The sequence below is a fragment of the Brooklawnia sp. genome (genome assembly GCF_032229645.1).
In the GTDB taxonomy this organism is placed as follows: Bacteria; Actinomycetota; Actinomycetes; order Propionibacteriales; family Propionibacteriaceae; genus Brooklawnia.
Genome location: NZ_JAVTWX010000026.1, coordinates 1 through 16,499, shown reverse-complemented (window position 1 = coordinate 16,499; position 16,499 = coordinate 1). Strand labels below are relative to the sequence as shown.

Annotated in this window: 16 protein-coding genes; 5 read left to right on the top strand and 11 right to left on the bottom strand. The window is 65.5% G+C overall.

Annotation, left to right across the window (positions count from 1 at the left end; translation table 11 throughout):
* Positions 1-10: 10 nt before the first annotated feature.
* A complete protein-coding gene (gene argF / locus AAFP05_RS01715; RefSeq protein WP_341728124.1) occupies positions 11-1,009 on the bottom strand; it encodes an ornithine carbamoyltransferase in 999 nt (332 codons plus the stop codon).
* A 68-nt stretch (positions 1,010-1,077) separates the two neighbouring features.
* Here argF and AAFP05_RS01710 point away from each other — a divergent pair, with 68 nt between their 5' ends.
* The 3 genes from AAFP05_RS01710 to AAFP05_RS01700 are packed head-to-tail and all read left to right on the top strand — an operon-like array spanning position 1,078 to position 3,990.
* Positions 1,078-1,812, top strand: a complete 735-nt coding sequence (locus AAFP05_RS01710; RefSeq protein ID WP_341728123.1) for a Type 1 glutamine amidotransferase-like domain-containing protein — start codon at positions 1,078-1,080, stop codon at positions 1,810-1,812.
* Between the two features lie 58 nt (positions 1,813-1,870).
* Positions 1,871-2,560 (top strand): response regulator transcription factor, encoded by a 690-nt coding sequence (locus tag AAFP05_RS01705; protein ID WP_341728122.1) that lies wholly within the window; start codon positions 1,871-1,873, stop codon positions 2,558-2,560.
* Positions 2,557-3,990 carry a HAMP domain-containing sensor histidine kinase gene (locus AAFP05_RS01700; protein WP_341728121.1) on the top strand — a complete coding sequence of 478 codons (1,434 nt, stop codon included), beginning with the start codon at positions 2,557-2,559 and terminating at the stop codon, positions 3,988-3,990. The genes AAFP05_RS01705 and AAFP05_RS01700 overlap by 4 nt, the downstream gene beginning before the upstream one ends.
* Positions 3,991-4,156: 166 nt before the next feature.
* Here AAFP05_RS01700 and AAFP05_RS01695 read toward each other — a convergent pair whose 3' ends face one another.
* Entirely contained in the window at positions 4,157-5,161 is a 1,005-nt protein-coding gene (locus AAFP05_RS01695; RefSeq protein WP_341728120.1) for an L-lactate dehydrogenase, read from the bottom strand.
* A gap of 245 nt (positions 5,162-5,406) precedes the next feature.
* On the opposite strand from AAFP05_RS01695, the gene AAFP05_RS01690 reads away from it, so the two are divergent.
* A complete protein-coding gene (locus AAFP05_RS01690) occupies positions 5,407-5,775 on the top strand; it encodes a nuclear transport factor 2 family protein (protein WP_341728119.1) in 369 nt (122 codons plus the stop codon).
* Positions 5,776-5,796: 21 nt separating this feature from the next.
* On the opposite strand, the gene AAFP05_RS01685 is transcribed toward AAFP05_RS01690, so the two are convergent.
* From AAFP05_RS01685 to AAFP05_RS01655, 7 genes are all read right to left on the bottom strand, one after another.
* Positions 5,797-7,107: an NAD(P)/FAD-dependent oxidoreductase gene (locus AAFP05_RS01685; protein WP_341728118.1), complete on the bottom strand. Its 1,311-nt coding sequence runs from the start codon at positions 7,105-7,107 to the stop codon at positions 5,797-5,799.
* Positions 7,108-7,176: 69 nt separating this feature from the next.
* On the bottom strand, positions 7,177-8,370 hold the full coding sequence (locus AAFP05_RS01680; RefSeq protein WP_341728117.1) for a MarP family serine protease: 1,194 nt from the start codon (positions 8,368-8,370) through the stop codon (positions 7,177-7,179).
* Positions 8,371-8,388: 18 nt separating this feature from the next.
* Positions 8,389-8,919: a CarD family transcriptional regulator gene (locus AAFP05_RS01675; protein WP_341728116.1), complete on the bottom strand. Its 531-nt coding sequence runs from the start codon at positions 8,917-8,919 to the stop codon at positions 8,389-8,391.
* A gap of 197 nt (positions 8,920-9,116) precedes the next feature.
* The gene (locus tag AAFP05_RS01670) at positions 9,117-9,569 is read right to left on the bottom strand and encodes a RidA family protein (RefSeq protein ID WP_341728115.1); all 453 of its coding nucleotides are present in this window, start codon (positions 9,567-9,569) and stop codon (positions 9,117-9,119) included.
* Between the two features lies 1 nt (position 9,570).
* Positions 9,571-10,464, bottom strand: a complete 894-nt coding sequence (locus AAFP05_RS01665; protein ID WP_341728114.1) for a TIGR01777 family oxidoreductase — start codon at positions 10,462-10,464, stop codon at positions 9,571-9,573.
* 26 nt (positions 10,465-10,490) lie between these two features.
* Positions 10,491-12,182 carry a glutamine--tRNA ligase/YqeY domain fusion protein gene (locus AAFP05_RS01660; RefSeq protein WP_341728113.1) on the bottom strand — a complete coding sequence of 564 codons (1,692 nt, stop codon included), beginning with the start codon at positions 12,180-12,182 and terminating at the stop codon, positions 10,491-10,493.
* A gap of 25 nt (positions 12,183-12,207) precedes the next feature.
* A complete protein-coding gene (locus tag AAFP05_RS01655; protein ID WP_341728112.1) occupies positions 12,208-12,597 on the bottom strand; it encodes a phage holin family protein in 390 nt (129 codons plus the stop codon).
* Positions 12,598-12,792: 195 nt separating this feature from the next.
* Here AAFP05_RS01655 and AAFP05_RS01650 point away from each other — a divergent pair, with 195 nt between their 5' ends.
* Complete coding sequence (locus tag AAFP05_RS01650; RefSeq protein WP_341728111.1) at positions 12,793-13,485, top strand: hypothetical protein; 693 nt, start codon at positions 12,793-12,795, stop codon at positions 13,483-13,485.
* Between the two features lie 31 nt (positions 13,486-13,516).
* Here the strand turns inward: AAFP05_RS01650 and AAFP05_RS01645 are convergent, their stop codons facing one another.
* Both AAFP05_RS01645 and AAFP05_RS01640 read right to left on the bottom strand, forming a co-directional pair.
* The gene (locus AAFP05_RS01645) at positions 13,517-15,274 is read right to left on the bottom strand and encodes a DEAD/DEAH box helicase (protein ID WP_341728110.1); all 1,758 of its coding nucleotides are present in this window, start codon (positions 15,272-15,274) and stop codon (positions 13,517-13,519) included.
* 90 nt (positions 15,275-15,364) lie between these two features.
* Complete coding sequence (locus AAFP05_RS01640; RefSeq protein WP_341728109.1) at positions 15,365-16,456, bottom strand: glutathione S-transferase C-terminal domain-containing protein; 1,092 nt, start codon at positions 16,454-16,456, stop codon at positions 15,365-15,367.
* Positions 16,457-16,499: the final 43 nt, after the last annotated feature.

Here is a 16,499-nt window from a genome sequence, read left to right as displayed (position 1 = left end):
GGAGGGTCGATCAGTCGCCCAAGGTGGCGACCATCACCGCCTTGATGGTGTGCATCCGGTTGCCCGCCTCATCGAAGATGATGTCGGCATTGGCCTGGAAGACCTCGTCGGTGATCTCCAAGGCGTCCATACCGCTCGCCTCATAGACCTCGCGCCCGACCGTGGTATCGAGATCGTGATACGCGGGCAGGCAGTGCATCACCTTGACAAACTTGTTGCCGGTCAGCCCCAGCAGCCCGGAATTGACCTGGTAGTCGCGCAGCGCCGCGATACGAGACACCCAGGCGTCCTTCGACTCGCCCATCGACACCCAGACATCGGTGCAGATGATGTCGGCGCCCTTGACTCCTGCCGCGATGTCGTCGGTGATGGTGATCTGTGCGCCGGACCCATCGGCCAGCTGCCGCGCCTGGAGCACCACGTCTGCTGCTGGCTGGAACTCCTCGGGCGCGACGATGCGAACGTCCGAACCCATCAGCGCGCTCGAGACCAGAATCGAGTTGCCCATGTTGTAGCGTGCATCGCCGACATAGGCGATCGATACCTGGTCGAGGTCGCGTCCGAGGTATTCGCGGATCGTCAGCTGATCGGCCAGCATCTGCGTCGGATGCCATTCGTTGGTCAGCCCATTCCAGACCGGCACCCCTGCGTAACGGGCCAGCGTCTCGACCCGCTCCTGCCCGAAGCCCCGGTATTCGATGCCGTCGTAGATCTTGCCCAGCACCTGCGCGGTGTCGGCGACCGACTCCTTGTGACCCAGTTGAGAGCCCGCGGGATCCAGATAGGTGCAGTGCGCCCCCTGATCGTGAGCGGCCACCTCGAATGAGCAACGCGTGCGGGTCGAGGTCTTCTCGAAGATCAGCGCGATATTGCGTCCGGCCATGCGCTGCTGCTCACGACGCTCACGCTTGGCCTGCTTGAGCTCCGCCGACAGGTCGAGCAGATAGGCCCACTCGTCGCGGGTGAAGTCGGCTTCCTTGAGGAAATGTCGCTTGTGCAGATCCGGCATGCCGGAAAGCATAATGCCTGCCTGCGCTGATCGACGCCATCCGCGGCGCCCGCGATTAGGCTGGGTGCATGACTCTGTTTCTGGTCGGTGGAGGTCCCTCGCAAACGCTCGCGCCGGTGCTCGACGCCTTCGTCCGGGAGGTCCGCGACCGCGGCGAAAGGGTCGCTATCGCCCTGCTCGGCTCGGCTGGCGAGTCGGCGGCCTCGCTCGACAACTACGCCGAACCGATCATCGCTCGCTATCCGGAGGTGCTGATCGAACCGATCTGGCTGACCGACGAGGACGAGGGTCCGATCGAGTGGCCGGCCGAGCCGGAGAACCTCGCCGGCCTGATCGTGGCCGGCGGCTGGACACCCGGCTACCTCGAAGCGCTGAGCGGCTGGCGCGAGACGATCTCGACCCTGGTGCGCCGCGGCATCCCCTATCTGGGTTGGTCGGCCGGTGCGATGGTGGTCGGACGACACGCCATCGTCGGCGGCTGGCAGCATGGGGGGCGCCAGGTGGTGCCGGAGATCGTCGGCGAAGGGTCGACCGAACTCGACATCCGCGACGGCCTCGCCCTGATCGGTCCGAGCATCGAGACCCATGCCGACACTCAGTACCTGATCGGACGAGCACTGGCCGCCTTGCAGATCGGCCCGATGAGCACGGTCGCGGCGATCGATGAGGAGACCGCACTTGTCATCGATGTCTCGTCCGGGCGCACCAAGGTCGTCGGACGCGGCAAGGTCACCTGGGTCACGGCGGACGGCGACCGGTTGCTCGTCCGCTTCGAACCGCGCAACCCCGCAGCTGGCGGCTGAGAAACTGCGACAGTCGAGCCCTCCGGGCAGGCACGCTCGAATGTGGCAATCTATAGCTATGCATATCCTCGTGGTTGATGATGACCAGGCCGTTCGCGATTCCCTGGCTCGTTCGCTGCAATATGGCAGCGGCTACGAGGTAAGCACGGCTGAGGATGGACTCGAGGCACTCGCCAAGCTCTCGTCCACTCGTCCGGACGCAGTAGTCATGGATGTCATGATGCCCAGGCTTGACGGCTTGGAGACCACCCGGATGCTCCGGCAGTCCGGCAATGACGTGCCCATCCTCATCCTGACGGCCCGCGATGCGGTCGGCGACCGGGTGGACGGGCTCGACGCCGGCGCCGACGATTACATGGTCAAGCCATTCTCGCTGGAGGAACTCACCGCCAGGATCCGGGCGCTGACCCGGCGGTCTCGTCCCGAATCGGACGCAGCACCCGAGACCCTGGTCTTCGATGATCTGCGGATGGATACCTCGTCGCGCGAGGTGACCCGGCGGGGACGGCGGATCAGTCTGACCCGCACCGAATTTGCCCTGCTGCAGACCTTCATGGAGCATCCGCGCCATGTGCTGGAACGCAGCTGGCTGCTCAACGAGGTCTGGGGCTTCGATTTCCCCACGACGGCGAACTCGCTTGAGGTGTACATCGGCTATCTTCGCCGCAAGACCGAGCAAGAGGGCGAGCCCCGCCTGATTCACACCGTGCGCGGCGTCGGCTACGTCCTGCGCGAAACCGCCCCGTGATCCGCCGGGTACGTGATCTGCTGCGCCGCACCGAACGCAACTCATTGCAGATGCGGCTGGCCTATCTGACGGCCTTCGGGGTAGCGGTCGCGGCCTTATGTATCGGCATGGCAACCTACCTCACCGCGCGTACGTCGATGTACAACCAGCTCGATCAGGAGTTGATCGAAGTCGCCAGCTACGCGTCCGGCCCGATCAGCACCGACGTGGAGGGCCTGGGTGGGGTGAACGCTTCTGCTCTGCAGGCCGCCAACATCACCATCATGCTGGTGCGCTCCGACAAGGCGGTCACCCGCGTGCAGGGCACCAGTGACGCTGTCGAGCCCGGCGACCAGGAGATCGCGATCGCTCGCACTCAGCAGGGCAGCTCGACACGGTCGGCCGTCGGCACCGATTCGAACCACTATCGCGTCGTCGCGGTGCCACTGAATACCGAATCGGGACGATTTGCCATCGTGCTGGCGCGTCCGTTGGGTCCCACCATCGCCACGCTGCGTGATATCGGGATGCTCGTTGGGTTCGCCGGCGCGGCGCTCGTCGTCCTCAGCGCGATCATGGGCTACGTCACCGGACGACGACTGATGGCTCCGCTGCGCGAACTGTCGAGCGCTGTCACCCGAGTCTCGGAAACCGACGAATTGGCGCCGCTCAGCCTGGTCGCCAACACCGGGATCTTCAACGCGGACGACATCGGAAATCTCTCGCGCAGTTTCGACACGATGATGCACTCGCTGGCGAGCTCGCGCGATCGGCAGCGCCGGCTCATTGCGGACGCCGGACACGAGCTGCGGACGCCGTTGACATCGATGCGTACCAATATCGAACTGCTGGTGGCGGACGAAAAGTCGGGCATGCTACCGCCCGGGGCCCGCGCCGAGATTTTGACAGATGTTGCGGCACAACTCGGCGAGTTCACCTCGCTGGTCGGCGATCTGGTGCAACTCAGCCGCGACGACGTGGTACAGCCGAGCCGCGAGCCGCTCGACTTCGCGGTCGTGGTGGCGGCCGCGGTGGAGCGGGCCAAGCGCCGCGGACCGAACCTCAACTTCGACGTCACCTTGGAACCGCACTTCATCGTCGGCGAACCCGACACCTTGGAGCGCGCGGTGACGAACCTGCTCGACAACGCGGTGAAGTTCTCCCCCGAGGGGGCCACCGTGCACGTGCGGATGGCCGGCGACGAACTGATCATCTGGGACGAAGGGCCCGGCATCGCCCCGGAGGATCTGCCGAAGATCTTCGACCGGTTCTTCCGCTCGAACAAGTCGCGAAACACGCCGGGCACCGGTCTGGGGCTGTCGATCGTCGTCCACACCATCAATGCGCACGGCGGCACGGTGGACGCCTCCAACCAGGAGGGTGCCGGCGCCAAGTTCACCGTGGTGCTGCCCGCAGCGCCCCCGGAGACCTTGGCCCAGTACGAGGACTGAACCCGACTGAGGCTCAGTTCTGCACATCACTGGGAACACTGCACCCGAGTTATCCACAGATACATCCACACCTTGGGGAAAACTACATCGATGTAACTACGCCGGTGAGAGATCACCGGCCGACCGGGCCCGAGAGCCCAGCCGGCCAGCATTTCGAACCAGAGCCTCAGTACCCCAGGGAACGCGCTACTTCCCGCAGCCGAATCCCGGAGGCGGTCAACGCATCCCGCTCATCCATCGACAAGTAGGGCAGCAGCCTGCGCCCGGCACCGCTGCGTCCGACGATGGTGGGCGCCGACATGCACACATCGGTGATACCGGCCCAATCGTCCAGCAGGGTCGAGACCGTCAGCACGCGCTGCTCATCGTTCAGCACCGCCCCGATGATCCTCGAAACGGCCAGGCCAACGGCGTAGTTGGTGGAGCCCTTGCCCTCGATGATCTTGTAAGCCGACTCCATCACTTCGTGGCCGATCCGGGCACGCAGATCAGCGTCGAACTCGCCGCCGCTCAGGGTTGCACCCCACCGGCTCAGCGGCACATTGCCGATCTCGGCCGATGCCCACAGTGGCACCTCCGAATCGCCGTGCTCGCCGGCGATGTAGGCATGGATGTTCTGCACCGCGGTTCCGGTTTCCAGCGACACCAGGTAGCGCAGCCGGGAGGTGTCGAGCACCGTGCCCGAACCGAACATCTGCTGCGGCGGAAGACCCGAGATCTTCAGGGACGCGTAAGTGACGACATCCACCGGGTTGGCAACCATGATGTACACCGCGTTCGGCGCGACTGCGGTCAGCCCGGGAAGAACCTTCTCCATGATCGAGACTGTCGCGCCTGCCAGCTCAAGCCGCGACTGCCCTGGCTGCTGCCTGGCGCCGGCGGTGACGATCACGACGTCGGCGTCGCGGCAGATCTCCACATCGTCCGATCCGGCAACCGAGGCGGCCGGCGTGAATTGAATGCCATGTGCGATATCGAGTGCCTCGGCCTCGACCTTCTGCTTGTTGATGTCTTGTAGGACGACCTCGCGCGCTAATCCGCGAATCACACATGCGTAGGCGAGGGTTGAACCGACGGCTCCCGCACCGATGATCGCGATCTTGGTGGGCCGGCTGTCTCGGCGAGACGGATAGAGGGATTCAGCGCTGTTGGTGGGAGTGGTATCGCTCATCGAGGCTTCTCCAATTCTTGGGGACCGGTTCTACACCGCTAGGGCAATTATCGCTTGCTCGCGCGGTTCTTGGCTAGGTTTCCGTACAGTCGACGGCACCACCGGCATTCAGACCAGCAAGCTCGCATGCCGCACCTTTTGGCATCGGCATGGCTACTCTGAGTTGTGTGTGGAGCTTCACCTCGACCGCACGCCGGTGAGGACGACGAGGTGCCGCGCTCATCGATCGGAGCAAGGAGGCTGTGATGAAGAACGACCGCGAGGCGATCGAGAAGAACTACCGGGCTCAGCTGGAGGCCCTGGTGGACAAGGACTTCACCACGCTCAGCAGCCTGCTGACCAAGGGATTCACCCGCACACACATCAATGGGAACACCCAGACCCAGCAGGAATGGATCGGCCAGCTCAAGCAGGGCCAGATGATCTACCACAGCTTCGATTTCCTCGACACGAAGATCACCGTCGATGGCACCACCGCAACGCTGGTGGGCAGGGTCAACTCGGACGCGACGCTGTACAGCGAGCACCGGATCTGGCCGCTGCAGATCCGCCAGACGTTCTTGAGGTCCGGCGGTCAGTGGCTGGCGAGCCGCTCGATCATCACGCTTTGGTGAACGACCGAGCGGCCGCGAGACTCAGTCGTCCTGGTTGCTGACTTCGGGAAGCTCCTGGTGGTCGCCGGCGCTCTTGAGTTTGGACGGTGCGTCGACGTAGTCGCCGATGATCCCGACGGCCGACCTCGGCCATGACAGATAGCGGACGCCCATGTTGAGCATCGCCGAGATGCGGTTGCGTCCGCCCAGCAGGGTCGCGAGGTGCACGAGCACCCACATCAGCCAGGCCGGGAAACCGGTGAACTTGGCGCCATTCGGCAACTGGACGACCGCCGAATTGCGGCCGATGGTCGCCATCGTGCCCTTGTCGTTGTAGCTGAAGGTCTGGCGCGCGCCGCCTTCCTTGTCGGCGATGATGTTGTGCGCGACCAGCTTGCCCTGCTGAAGGGCGGGCTGCGCCAGCTGCGGCTGCGGATCGGATTCGCACAGGCACGCATCGCCGGCAGCGTAGACATCCGGGAAGCCGACGACCTGCTGGTCGGGCTCGACGAGGATGCGTCCACCCCGGCCTTGCGGCAGCCCCCACTCCTTGACCACCGGATGAGCGCCGACGCCGCTGGCCCAGATGACGATGTCGCAGTCGAGCTTCGAACCGTCGGCGAAATCGACATGATCGGCGAAGACCTCCTTGACAGCGGTACTCAGCCGCACGTCGACGCCGAGCTTCGCCAGCGAACGCTTGGTGTAGCGCTGCAGCCGACGGTCAAAGGGGCCGAGCAGCCGGTCGGTCATCTCGACCAACACGACATGGAAGTTGTCGACGCCGATCTCGGGGTAAAGCGCCGGCAGCGCCTGCGTCTTCATCTCGGCGAGGGCGCCGGCGGTCTCGACGCCGGTCGGGCCGCCGCCGACGACGATCGCGGTCAGCTTCTTGTTCGGGTCGCGCTCGGCAGCCATCAATTCCAGGCCCGAGAAGATGATGTCGCGCACCTCCAGCGCCTGGCGCCGGGTATAGATCCGCTTGGTGAACTCCTCGGCGCCGGGGATGCCGAAGAAGTTGGCGCCCACGCCGGGGCAGACCAGCAGCTTGTCGTAGCCGATCGGCTGGCCGCGGCTGACCATGACCAGCTTCTTCTCGAAGTCGATGCCGGTGACGGTCGCCCGCCGGAAGCTCGCCAGATGGCTGCGATCATTGGACGCCCAGCGGCGCAACGAATAGGTGACATCGCCGGGGTTCAATGCGCCGGTCGCCACCTGATAGAGCAGCGGCTGAAATGTCGTGTAGGCATGCCGGTCGATGATCATCACCTCATGGCCCGCACTCGTCAACTCATGCGCCGCCGTCAGGCCCGCAAACCCACCACCGATGATCACCACACGCGATTCGCCCATGGCACCATTCTCCGGGGCAACACGGCAATTGCTCAAGCGTTTTCGCAACTTTGAGATGCCCCAAATACATCAGCCGACCATGCACGTGCCCGGCACGACCAGCGCATTGAGGCTCTCCGCCTGGTCCAGATAGCCGGCGGTGGCCGCGTCGGTGAGCACATAACCCGTCTGGGCGTCCACCGTCGACATCGCGAAGACGGTGCCCGCAACGCGTCCATCCGGGGTGAGCAGCGGGCCGCCCGAGTTGCCCGGACGCACGGTTCCGCGGATAGCGTAAACCTGGCGTGAAATACCTGGCCCGCCGTAGATGTCGCTGTCGGCCTCGATGACCGTCCCGCGGATACGGGAGGCACTGAGGGTATAGGGCCCGCCATAGGGGAACCCGGCGGCCACCGCATCCACGCCGGGCTCCTGGTTCTCGCTCGCCCGCGCCAAGACCGGCACGTCCAGATCGGGAACAGCGAGGATGGCGAGATCGAGGTCTTCGTCGAATGCGACGACCTGGGCGTCCAACCGCTGCCCGGTGCCGCCGACCGAGACGCTCACCGCGGACGCCCCGGCAATCACGTGGGCGTTGGTGACGATTCGCTGTGCTGCGACCGCCCAGCCGCTGCCGGTCGAGTCGTTGCGGCAGCTGGGTGCGTCCGAGAACACCTGGACGATGCTGGCTGCGGCCGCAATCACACCTGGGCTGTCGACCGAGTCATTGTCGGGTTCGGGGATCGGCAGGGTGGGCTCGTCGCCGCCGAAGACCTTCGGCAGTTCAGTGACCAGCAGTTCGACTGCCTGACCGGGTAGCTGATCGAACTGGTCGGGCACTGCCGCATCCAGCACCTGATAGGAGCGGGAGTCGGCGATCGCGGTGCCCAATGCCTCCGGAGCGAGCGGGCGCACCGCGGCCATCACGAACCAGCAGAGGAACGCGACCGCCACGCCCGAAGCGACGCCGCCCAGCAGGGCGTCGATCAGGCCCGGCTTCCTGCCGCCGCTGATCCGTTTCTTGACCGTCTGGGCGAGCACATCGCCGAGAACGCTGCCCAGCACAACAGCCACGATCAAGGCGACGGTGCGCACCGCACGGCCGGTGTCCAGCATTGGTACCAGCTCAACGAGCCGGGGGCCCGCCCAGATACCGGCGAGCGCGCCGCCAACGATACCTACGAACCCGAGCACCCCCGCCAGCAGACCGGTGCGGAACCCGGCCACGCCGCGCCCGATGATCGCGAGCAGCACCAGCAGATCGATGACCGTCGCAATTTGCACGTCGAGATTAGAACCTGATCAGACCGCTTCGGCGCGCTCATCGAGCGCATCGAGAGCGGCGCGTGACTCCTCGAGAATCATCGACTGCATGACTTCACGGGCGTCGTCCTCGGAGACGTCGATCGCGAGCGCGATCTCGGCCAGCAGGGGCGCGGATGCTTCCTTGAGTAGATCCTTCTCGCCCAGCGAGAGCGAACCGCGCTCACGACGGCGCACCAGATCGCGCACCACTGCGGCCAGCTGCAGCGGGTCGCCGGTGGCGATCGATGCACGATTGGCCTTGTAACGACGCGACCATTGGGGCTCCTCGCCCACGGTCGGACCGCTGAGGACCTCGGCGAGCTTGTCGAGTTCGCGGACGCCCGCGACGTCGCGGATACCGATCTCGTCGGCCCTGCTGACGGGAATGCTCACCACTAGCTTGCTGCTGACGATCTCGAGTTCGGCGTATTCGACCCGCTCACCACGGATCGTGCGGGTCATGACCTTCGCCACCGCGGCTGGACCATGGTGAGGGTGGATGACGGTCTGACCAACATGAAACTTCATTGAGTGCCCTCGCAACATTTCTCGCCGACAAACCCGCAAGCCGCAACTCGCACCACCGCCAGCAATGAGCTCGCAGTGAGAGCGGGGCCGTCCTTTGGTCCCGCAGGCCGGTAGTGCTAGTTTACCAGATTGGGACGCCGCTACCCTGCCCCGGATGCCCTTCCCCTAGTAACCACCTGTTTGAGCACGTTCTCGGGTCAGAACCATGCCGGATCGGCGATTTCGCCGCGTCCGAGCCAGGCAGCATCGGAGCCATCGATCACCGCGGCGACTGCCGAGATCTCGACCAACGCGCCCTTGCGCGCCAACTGCTCGACGATCGACACGCCGATCACCGGCAGCGACTTCAGGTCGAGATATCCGGACGCCGCACGCTGGCAGAGCGCCAGATCGACCCCGCCGACCACCCTGATCTCGAGACTGACCAGGTCGGACGGAGTAGCCCCTGCCTCGTTCAGACAGGCCAGCACGTTCTTCATCGCCTGGGAGGTCTGGGCCGCCTCGTCGCCGAGTCCGATCCAGGCGCCGGATGCGTTCACGGCATTCTGGCCGCCGACATAGAGCATGGACGCGCCGGCCGGCACCAAAGTGGCCTGCGAGTAGTACGGCGAACGCTCGAGCGAGATCGGGTTGATACGCTGCACGGCCATCTCAGTCCTCCTCTGCCACCAACCAGGTGACCAGATCGTCAAGGGTACGCTGCTTGAACGCGAAGCCGCTGTCCAGCAAGACCTTGGGAATCTCATTCTGGCTCGCGAGCACATCGGTGGCCAAGCCCCCCAATGCGGCCCGCAGTGCCGGCGTGGGCACCCTGAGCACAGCCGGTCGTCCGATGCCGTCGGCGATGGCCTTGATCAGGTCGCCGTTCGTCGTGGTGGCCGGTGATGCCAGATTCACCGGGCCCCAGATCTCGTGCTCGGCCAGCCAGGCGAGCGCCCGAACCTCATCTCGCAGGCTGATCCACGGCCAGATCTGATCGCCGCGACCCAGCGGGCCGGCCAACCCGGCACGCAAGATCGGCATCAATGGCCCGAGAGCGCCGCCGCGATTCGAGACCACCAGCCCGGTGCGCGCCAGCGCCACCCTGTTGCCGGCTTCTGAGGCCACGGCGGTGGCGTTCTCCCATTGCTGGACGAGTTCGGCGAGGAATCCGGTGCCGGGCGGGCTGTCCTCGGTGAGTGGCTCGCGTCCGCGATCACCGTAATACCCGACGGCGGAGGCATTGATGAGCGCGACCTCGGGCCCCAGGTCGGCTACCGCAGCGGCGAGAGTCCGGGTGGCGTTGAGGCGGCTTGTCAGCAGTTCATCGCGATAGTGCTCGGTCCAACGCCGCCCGATGGGAGCGCCGGAGAGATTGACGATCACGTCGACTCCCGAACAAGCGGCGAGATGTATCTCGCCGCGCGCCGGATCCCAGCCGATTTCGTCGGGCTGCACCGCTGCCTGGCGCACCAGCCGCAGCACGTCATGACCGTAGTCACGCAGCAGGGCCACCAGCGCACTGCCGATGAGCCCGGATGCACCACTAACTGCAATCGTCGCCATGACCCGATCGTAGGCGCCCGGATGACTCAGCGCTGGCGCTTCTGAATGGCCGCCCACTCATCGCGCAGACCCACCGTGCGGTGGAAGTGCATCGCATGGTCTGCATCGGCGGCGAAGTAGCCCAGCCGCTCGAACTGCACGACCTCGCCGGGGGCCGCCTGGGTCAGCGCGGCCTCCGCCTGGCAGCCGCTCAGCAGTTCGCGGGAACCGGGGTTCAGGTCGTCCAGCGGCTCGCCGGTGGCCTCGCCGGGATTGGGGGCGGTGAACAGCCGGTCATAGAGCGCGGCGGAGGCTTCGACGGCATGGCGCCTGGAGACCCAGTGGATCGTCGACTTCACCTTGCGCCCGTCCGGCGAGTTTCCGCCCCTGCTGGCCGGATCATAGCTGGCCAGCACCTCGATCACATTGCCCTGATCGTCGGTGACGACATCGGTCGCGGTGACGAAGTAGGCGCCGCGCAGCCGCACCTCTCGTCCCACCGACAGTCGGAAGAACTTCGGCGGCGGCACCTCGGCGAAGTCCTCGGACTCGATGAACAGCTCGCCGGTGAACGCGACCTTGCGGGTGCCGTCGTCCGGGTTCTCCGGGTTGTTCATCACGTCGAAGTACTCGACCTGATCTGTGGGCCAGTTGGTGAGGGTCAGTTTGATCGGACGCAGCACCGCCATCCGGCGCTGGGCGACCTTGTTGAGGTCGCGGCGCACGTAGCTCTCCAGCTCCTCGATCGCGTGCCGGGCGTTGGTCTTCGAGACACCCATGTCACGGCAAAACGCCACGATCGCGGACGCCGGATAGCCGCGCTTGCGCAATCCGGCCAGAGTGGGCATCCGCGGATCGTCCCAGCCATCCAGGATGCCTTCGGTGACCAACTTGGCCAGCCGTCGCTTGGAGGTCACCGTGTGGGTCAGTTCGAGACGCGCGAACTCGATCTGCTTCGGCTTCTCATAGGGCAGCGGCAGCTGAGTCAGACACCAGTCGTAGAGCGGACGATGGCTGACGAACTCCAGGGTGCACAGCGAGTGGGTGACGCCCTCAATCGCGTCGGACTGGCCGTGCGCCCAGTCGTAGGTGGGGTAGATCACCCAGGCGTCGTGGGTGCGGTGGTGATGGCCACGACGGATGCGGTAGAGCACCGGATCGCGCAGCTGCATGTTCTCGTCGAACATGTCGATCTTGGCCCGCAGCACTCGCGAGCCGTCCGCGAACTCGCCGGCACGCATCCGGCGGAATTGGTCGAGGTTGTCTTCGATCGAACGATCGCGGAAAGGCGAGTCGATGCCGGGTTTGCCATAGCCGCCGCGCTGGGCGGAGATGGTCTCGCCATCCTGCTCGTCGACATAGGCAAGCCCCTTGCCGATCAGATATTCGGCCCACTCATAGAGTTTCTCGAAGTAGTCGGAGGCATAGAAGACGTTGGCGGGCTCGAAGCCCAGCCACCGCAGGTCCGCGATGATCGAGTCGACAAACTCCGTCTCTTCGGTGTCGGGGTTCGTATCGTCGAAACGCAGGTTGCAGATACCGCCGTAGTTCTGCGCCGAATCGAAGTCGACGGTGATGGCCTTGGCGTGCCCGATGTGCAGCCGGCCGTTCGGTTCGGGTGGGAAGCGGGTTTGGACGCGTCCGGAATAGCTGCCCTGCTCGTTGTCGGCGTGGATGATGTCGCTGATGAAATCGTTGGCGCTCGACGCCTGGGACACTGCAGCCTGGGACTCGCTCATAGCCAGGCATCCTATCGGGTTGCGACTAGCGATCGTTCTTCTTGTCGGCGCCGGTGATGCCGTTGACCAGGCCGCTGATGACACTGATGATGATCGAGCCGATCAGCGCCGTCACCCAGCCGTCCACCACGAAACCGATACCGAATTGAGCGCAGATCCACGAGCTCAGCATCAGCATCGCCGCATTCACCACGAGCAGGAAGAGCCCGAGGGTGAGGATGATGAAGCATCCGCTGACTACCTCGGCAATGGGTTTGACGATGGTGTCAACCAAACCGATGATCGCCGCGATCAGCAAGAATGTGCCGATCGTAGCGGCTTGTCCGCCCTGCGTCTCGACCGTGATGCCGGGCAGCAGCAGGGCGGCCACCCACACGGCGATGGCGGTCGCGATGACGCGCAAGATGAAGTTCACACGTCCAGTGTTACCCGGAGCCGCACGGCGACCTGAACCGTCCTGCACTACATTCAGGGACGAAACAGGGAGGTCGAATGGACGAGCAGATCGGACGGGATGCGGACCTGCGAGGTGACCAGACGGGCCGATAGCCGCCCACAGATTCGCCTCACTGCGCTCGACTAGGATGAACGTCAGATGAGGGGAGGCTCCGTGAGCGAAGAACCTGAGATGCCGCCCGATGGTGAGGCGGCAGTCGACGACGCGGTCGATGTCGCGCGTCCGCCGTCCCTGGGGATCACCGTGGGCCTGCTCGTGGCTCTGCTGGTCTCCGCACTTGTGCTGCTCGTCACCGGACTGTCTCTGGTGGCCCGCTCGGACGCGGCATCTGCGGTGTCGGTGACCGCCATCGCGTTGGGCGGCAGTCTGTTGGTCTGGCACCTACGGGCGTTGATCGCCGGCGCCGGACGACGCACCGCGATGATCAGCAGGTGGCCTTGGGTTGATCTCGTCGTCATCGCTGGATTCGGTGTGACTACCGGGTTTGCCCTGTTCGACATGCTGACCGGGGTGTTCAGCGCTGCCCGCATAGCGATGCTGACCGCGGGTTTGGTGGGCCTGGTGGCGGCGCTGGTGGCCTTCGTCCGCGATACCGATCTGCGCGATCGCGGGCTCTTCGATCTGCCGCGTTCCCGCCCGCTCACCGAACCGGAGCACGAGCCTGAACCTGAGCCGGTACCCGAACCGGAGGTCTTCTTCGACCCGACCGAGCGGGCCGATCTGCTGCGCCCACGCGGCTCCTGGCCACAGCCGCGCCGCGGCACAACCGCCGATGCGTCGTTGTGGGATGAGCCTGAGTTCGAAGTCGAGGAGCCGCCGCGCCGGGCGCGCCGCGCCACCGAATAGTCTTGCCGCGCCTCGTCGCCGACGAAACGCGTCAGCGCCCCAGCCAACGCTTGATGGTGCGGAGCCGGGCGTCCACCTGGGCCGAGGTCGCCTGGCCGAGCGGCGGCCCGCCGCATTCGCGGCGCAGGTTGGCATGCACGTGGGAGTGCGGGGTGCCCTTGAGCCGCGCATACTGCGCGACCAGCGAATTGAGTTCTTTGCGCTTGTCGGCGAGCTGGCGATGCAGGGCCTGTTCGGCCGGCACCTTCTCCTTGCGCATCGTCCGCTCATGTCGGGCGACCTGACGCCGTTGGCGCTCTTCGAGCAGATGAGCCACCTGGTCGGATTCCAGCAGACCGGGCAGGCCCAGATAGTCGGCCTCGTCGTCGGTCGTCGGAGCCGCAGTCATGCCGTAGGCCTGGGAGTCGAAGAGCACGTGGTCGAAGATGGCCTCCGAGCTGACGGCCTCGTACTCGTTGAGCAGGTCATCGGCGGCCCGCTGCTGGGCATTCTCCTTGGCCATCAGGGCTTCGGTCTCAGCCCAGATGTCCACCGCCTCCGGATGCTTCGGGCGACCCAGCACATGATCGCGCTGGCGTTCGATGGAGGCGGCATGGGCCAAGATGATCGGCACCGTGGGCAAGAAGATGGTGGCCAGTTCGCCGCGTCGCCGAGCCCTCACGAAGCGTCCGACGGCCTGGGCGAAGAAGAGCGGGGTCGAGGTGGATGTGGCGTAGACGCCGACCGCCAGCCGCGGCACGTCGACGCCCTCGGAGACCATCCGCACCGCGACCATCCAACGAGACTGGTCGTTCGCGAACTGCTCGATCTTGGCCGAGGAGCTCGCATCGTCCGAAAGCACCAGTGCGGGCTTGGCGCCACTGATCTGCTCGAGTACGGACGAATACGCCCTTGCCGTGCGCTGATTCGCCGCGATCACCAGGCCGCCCGCGTCGGGCAGATGCCGCCTGACCTCGCTCAGCCGGCGGTCGGCGGCGCGCAGCACCGAGCCGATCCACTCCCCCTTCGGATCGAGCGCGGTGCGCCAGGCCTGGGCGGTGAGATCCTTGGTCATCACCTCGCCCAGGTTGGCCGCGATCTCGTCCCCGCTGGTGGTGCGCCAGCGCATCGGCCCGCCGTAGTTCATGAAGACGACCGGACGCACGACATGGTCGCGCAGCGCCTCAGCGTAACCGTAGACAAAGTCGGCGTGACTGATCAGCGAGCCGTCCGGCTGCTCGTCGTAGCCGACGAAGGGGATGGGTGTCTCGTCGCTGCGGAACGGGGTGCCGGTGAGCGCCAGCCTGCGGGTGGCCTGGCCGAATGCATCCTTGATGGAGTCACCCCAGCTGCGTGCGTCGCCCGCGTGGTGGATCTCGTCGAAGATCACCAGCGTGGGTGTGGCCAGTGTGACGGCCTCGTAGTGCCAGGCTCGCACCGAGACACCGGCGTAGGTGACCGCGACACCGTCGAACTCGCGGGAGCGGCCACGCCGGCTGCCGGTGCCGGAAGGGTCGAGCTGGATGCCGACCTTGGCGGCGGCGTCGGCCCATTGGGTCTTCAAGTGCTCGGTCGGGACGACGACGATGACCCTGCCGACCGTTTTCGCGTTCAGCAGTTCGGCGGCGATACGCAACGCGAAGGTCGTCTTTCCTGCTCCAGGCGTAGCCACGGCCAGAAAGTCGCGTGGCTGCCGGTCGCGATAGAGCTGAACGGCCTCTGCCTGCCAGGCGCGCAACCGGGCGGATGTGCCCCAGGGCGCACGCTGCGGGAAGGCCGGCGAGATCCGGTCGAATGCGGCATGGCTCATGAATGCACTACGCCCGCACAGATCGCGGTTGACGGGTTCGTGAGTGGCATAGGTTCATGACCTTAGCTCAGATTCGCGAGGTCGTTTCGCTCAGGCCGCAAAGAGCGGATTGCTTGCCGCGGGCGGACGTTCGTCCGCGGACACCGGACCGGGTGCGGTGCCATCGCCGAAGGGCGTACCGCCGAGGGATTCTCGTCCGTGTTCGGTGAGCAGCCCGGTCAGATCGGGACCCTGTGGCACGATCCTGGTCGGATTGATCTCGGCGTGGACGATGTAATAGTGCTGCTTGGTCTGGACGAAGTCGACGGTGTCGCCGAAGCCGGGGGTCTGGAAGAGGTCGCGGAGATAGCCCCAGAGCACCGGGATCTCGCTGATCTTCGACCGATTGCATTTGAAGTGGCCGTGATAGACCGCGTCGAAGCGCACCAGCGTGGTGAACAGCCGGATGTCGGCCAAGGTGATGTGATCGCCGACCAGGTAGCGGCGGGTTTCGAGGCGCTCGGTGATCACGTCGAGGGCCGCCCACAACTCCCGATAGGCCTTGTCGTAGGCCTCTTGACTGCCAGCGAAGCCGCACCGGTAAACACCATTGTTGATCTTGGGATAGACCAGATCGTCGACCTCTTCGATCTCGTCGACCAGTTCGTCCGGGTAGAGGTCTGGTGCGCCTGGTCGCTGGTGGGGGCCCCACTCGCGGACGAAGTCGATGGTCATCTGGTTGAAGTCATTGGTGACGACCTGACGCGATGCGACCTCGGCCATCGCGGGCACGGTGATGCCCTTCGGGTAGTCGGGGACGCGGGCGAAGTAGGCGTCCTGCAGGCGCGGGATCTTCAGGACGGGGTCCATACCTCCGGGGTACACCCCGTCGTAGTCCCAGGAGCGCACGTCATGGGTCGGCGCGGCCAGGCTCAGCGAGAAGGCGTTCTCCAAGCCCATCAACCGTCGGACGATGATCGCCCGGTGTGCCCAGGGACAGGCCCGCGCGGCCATCAGGCGGTAGCGTCCCGGCTCGGTGGGCCAGAGCATCTCGCCCACTCGGCCTGACGTGCCCGGCATCGGCCGTGGTGCCGAACCGGCCGGCACCGCGGCGACGATGCGGTCACCGATATAGCTGGCATCTCGCACGAATTCGCCGTCTTTCGAGGCATTCTTCGGCTCGCCCGCCCAGTCGTCGATCACGATTCCTCCTTGACGTTTCAACTAAGTCTATCGGGCTGACTCC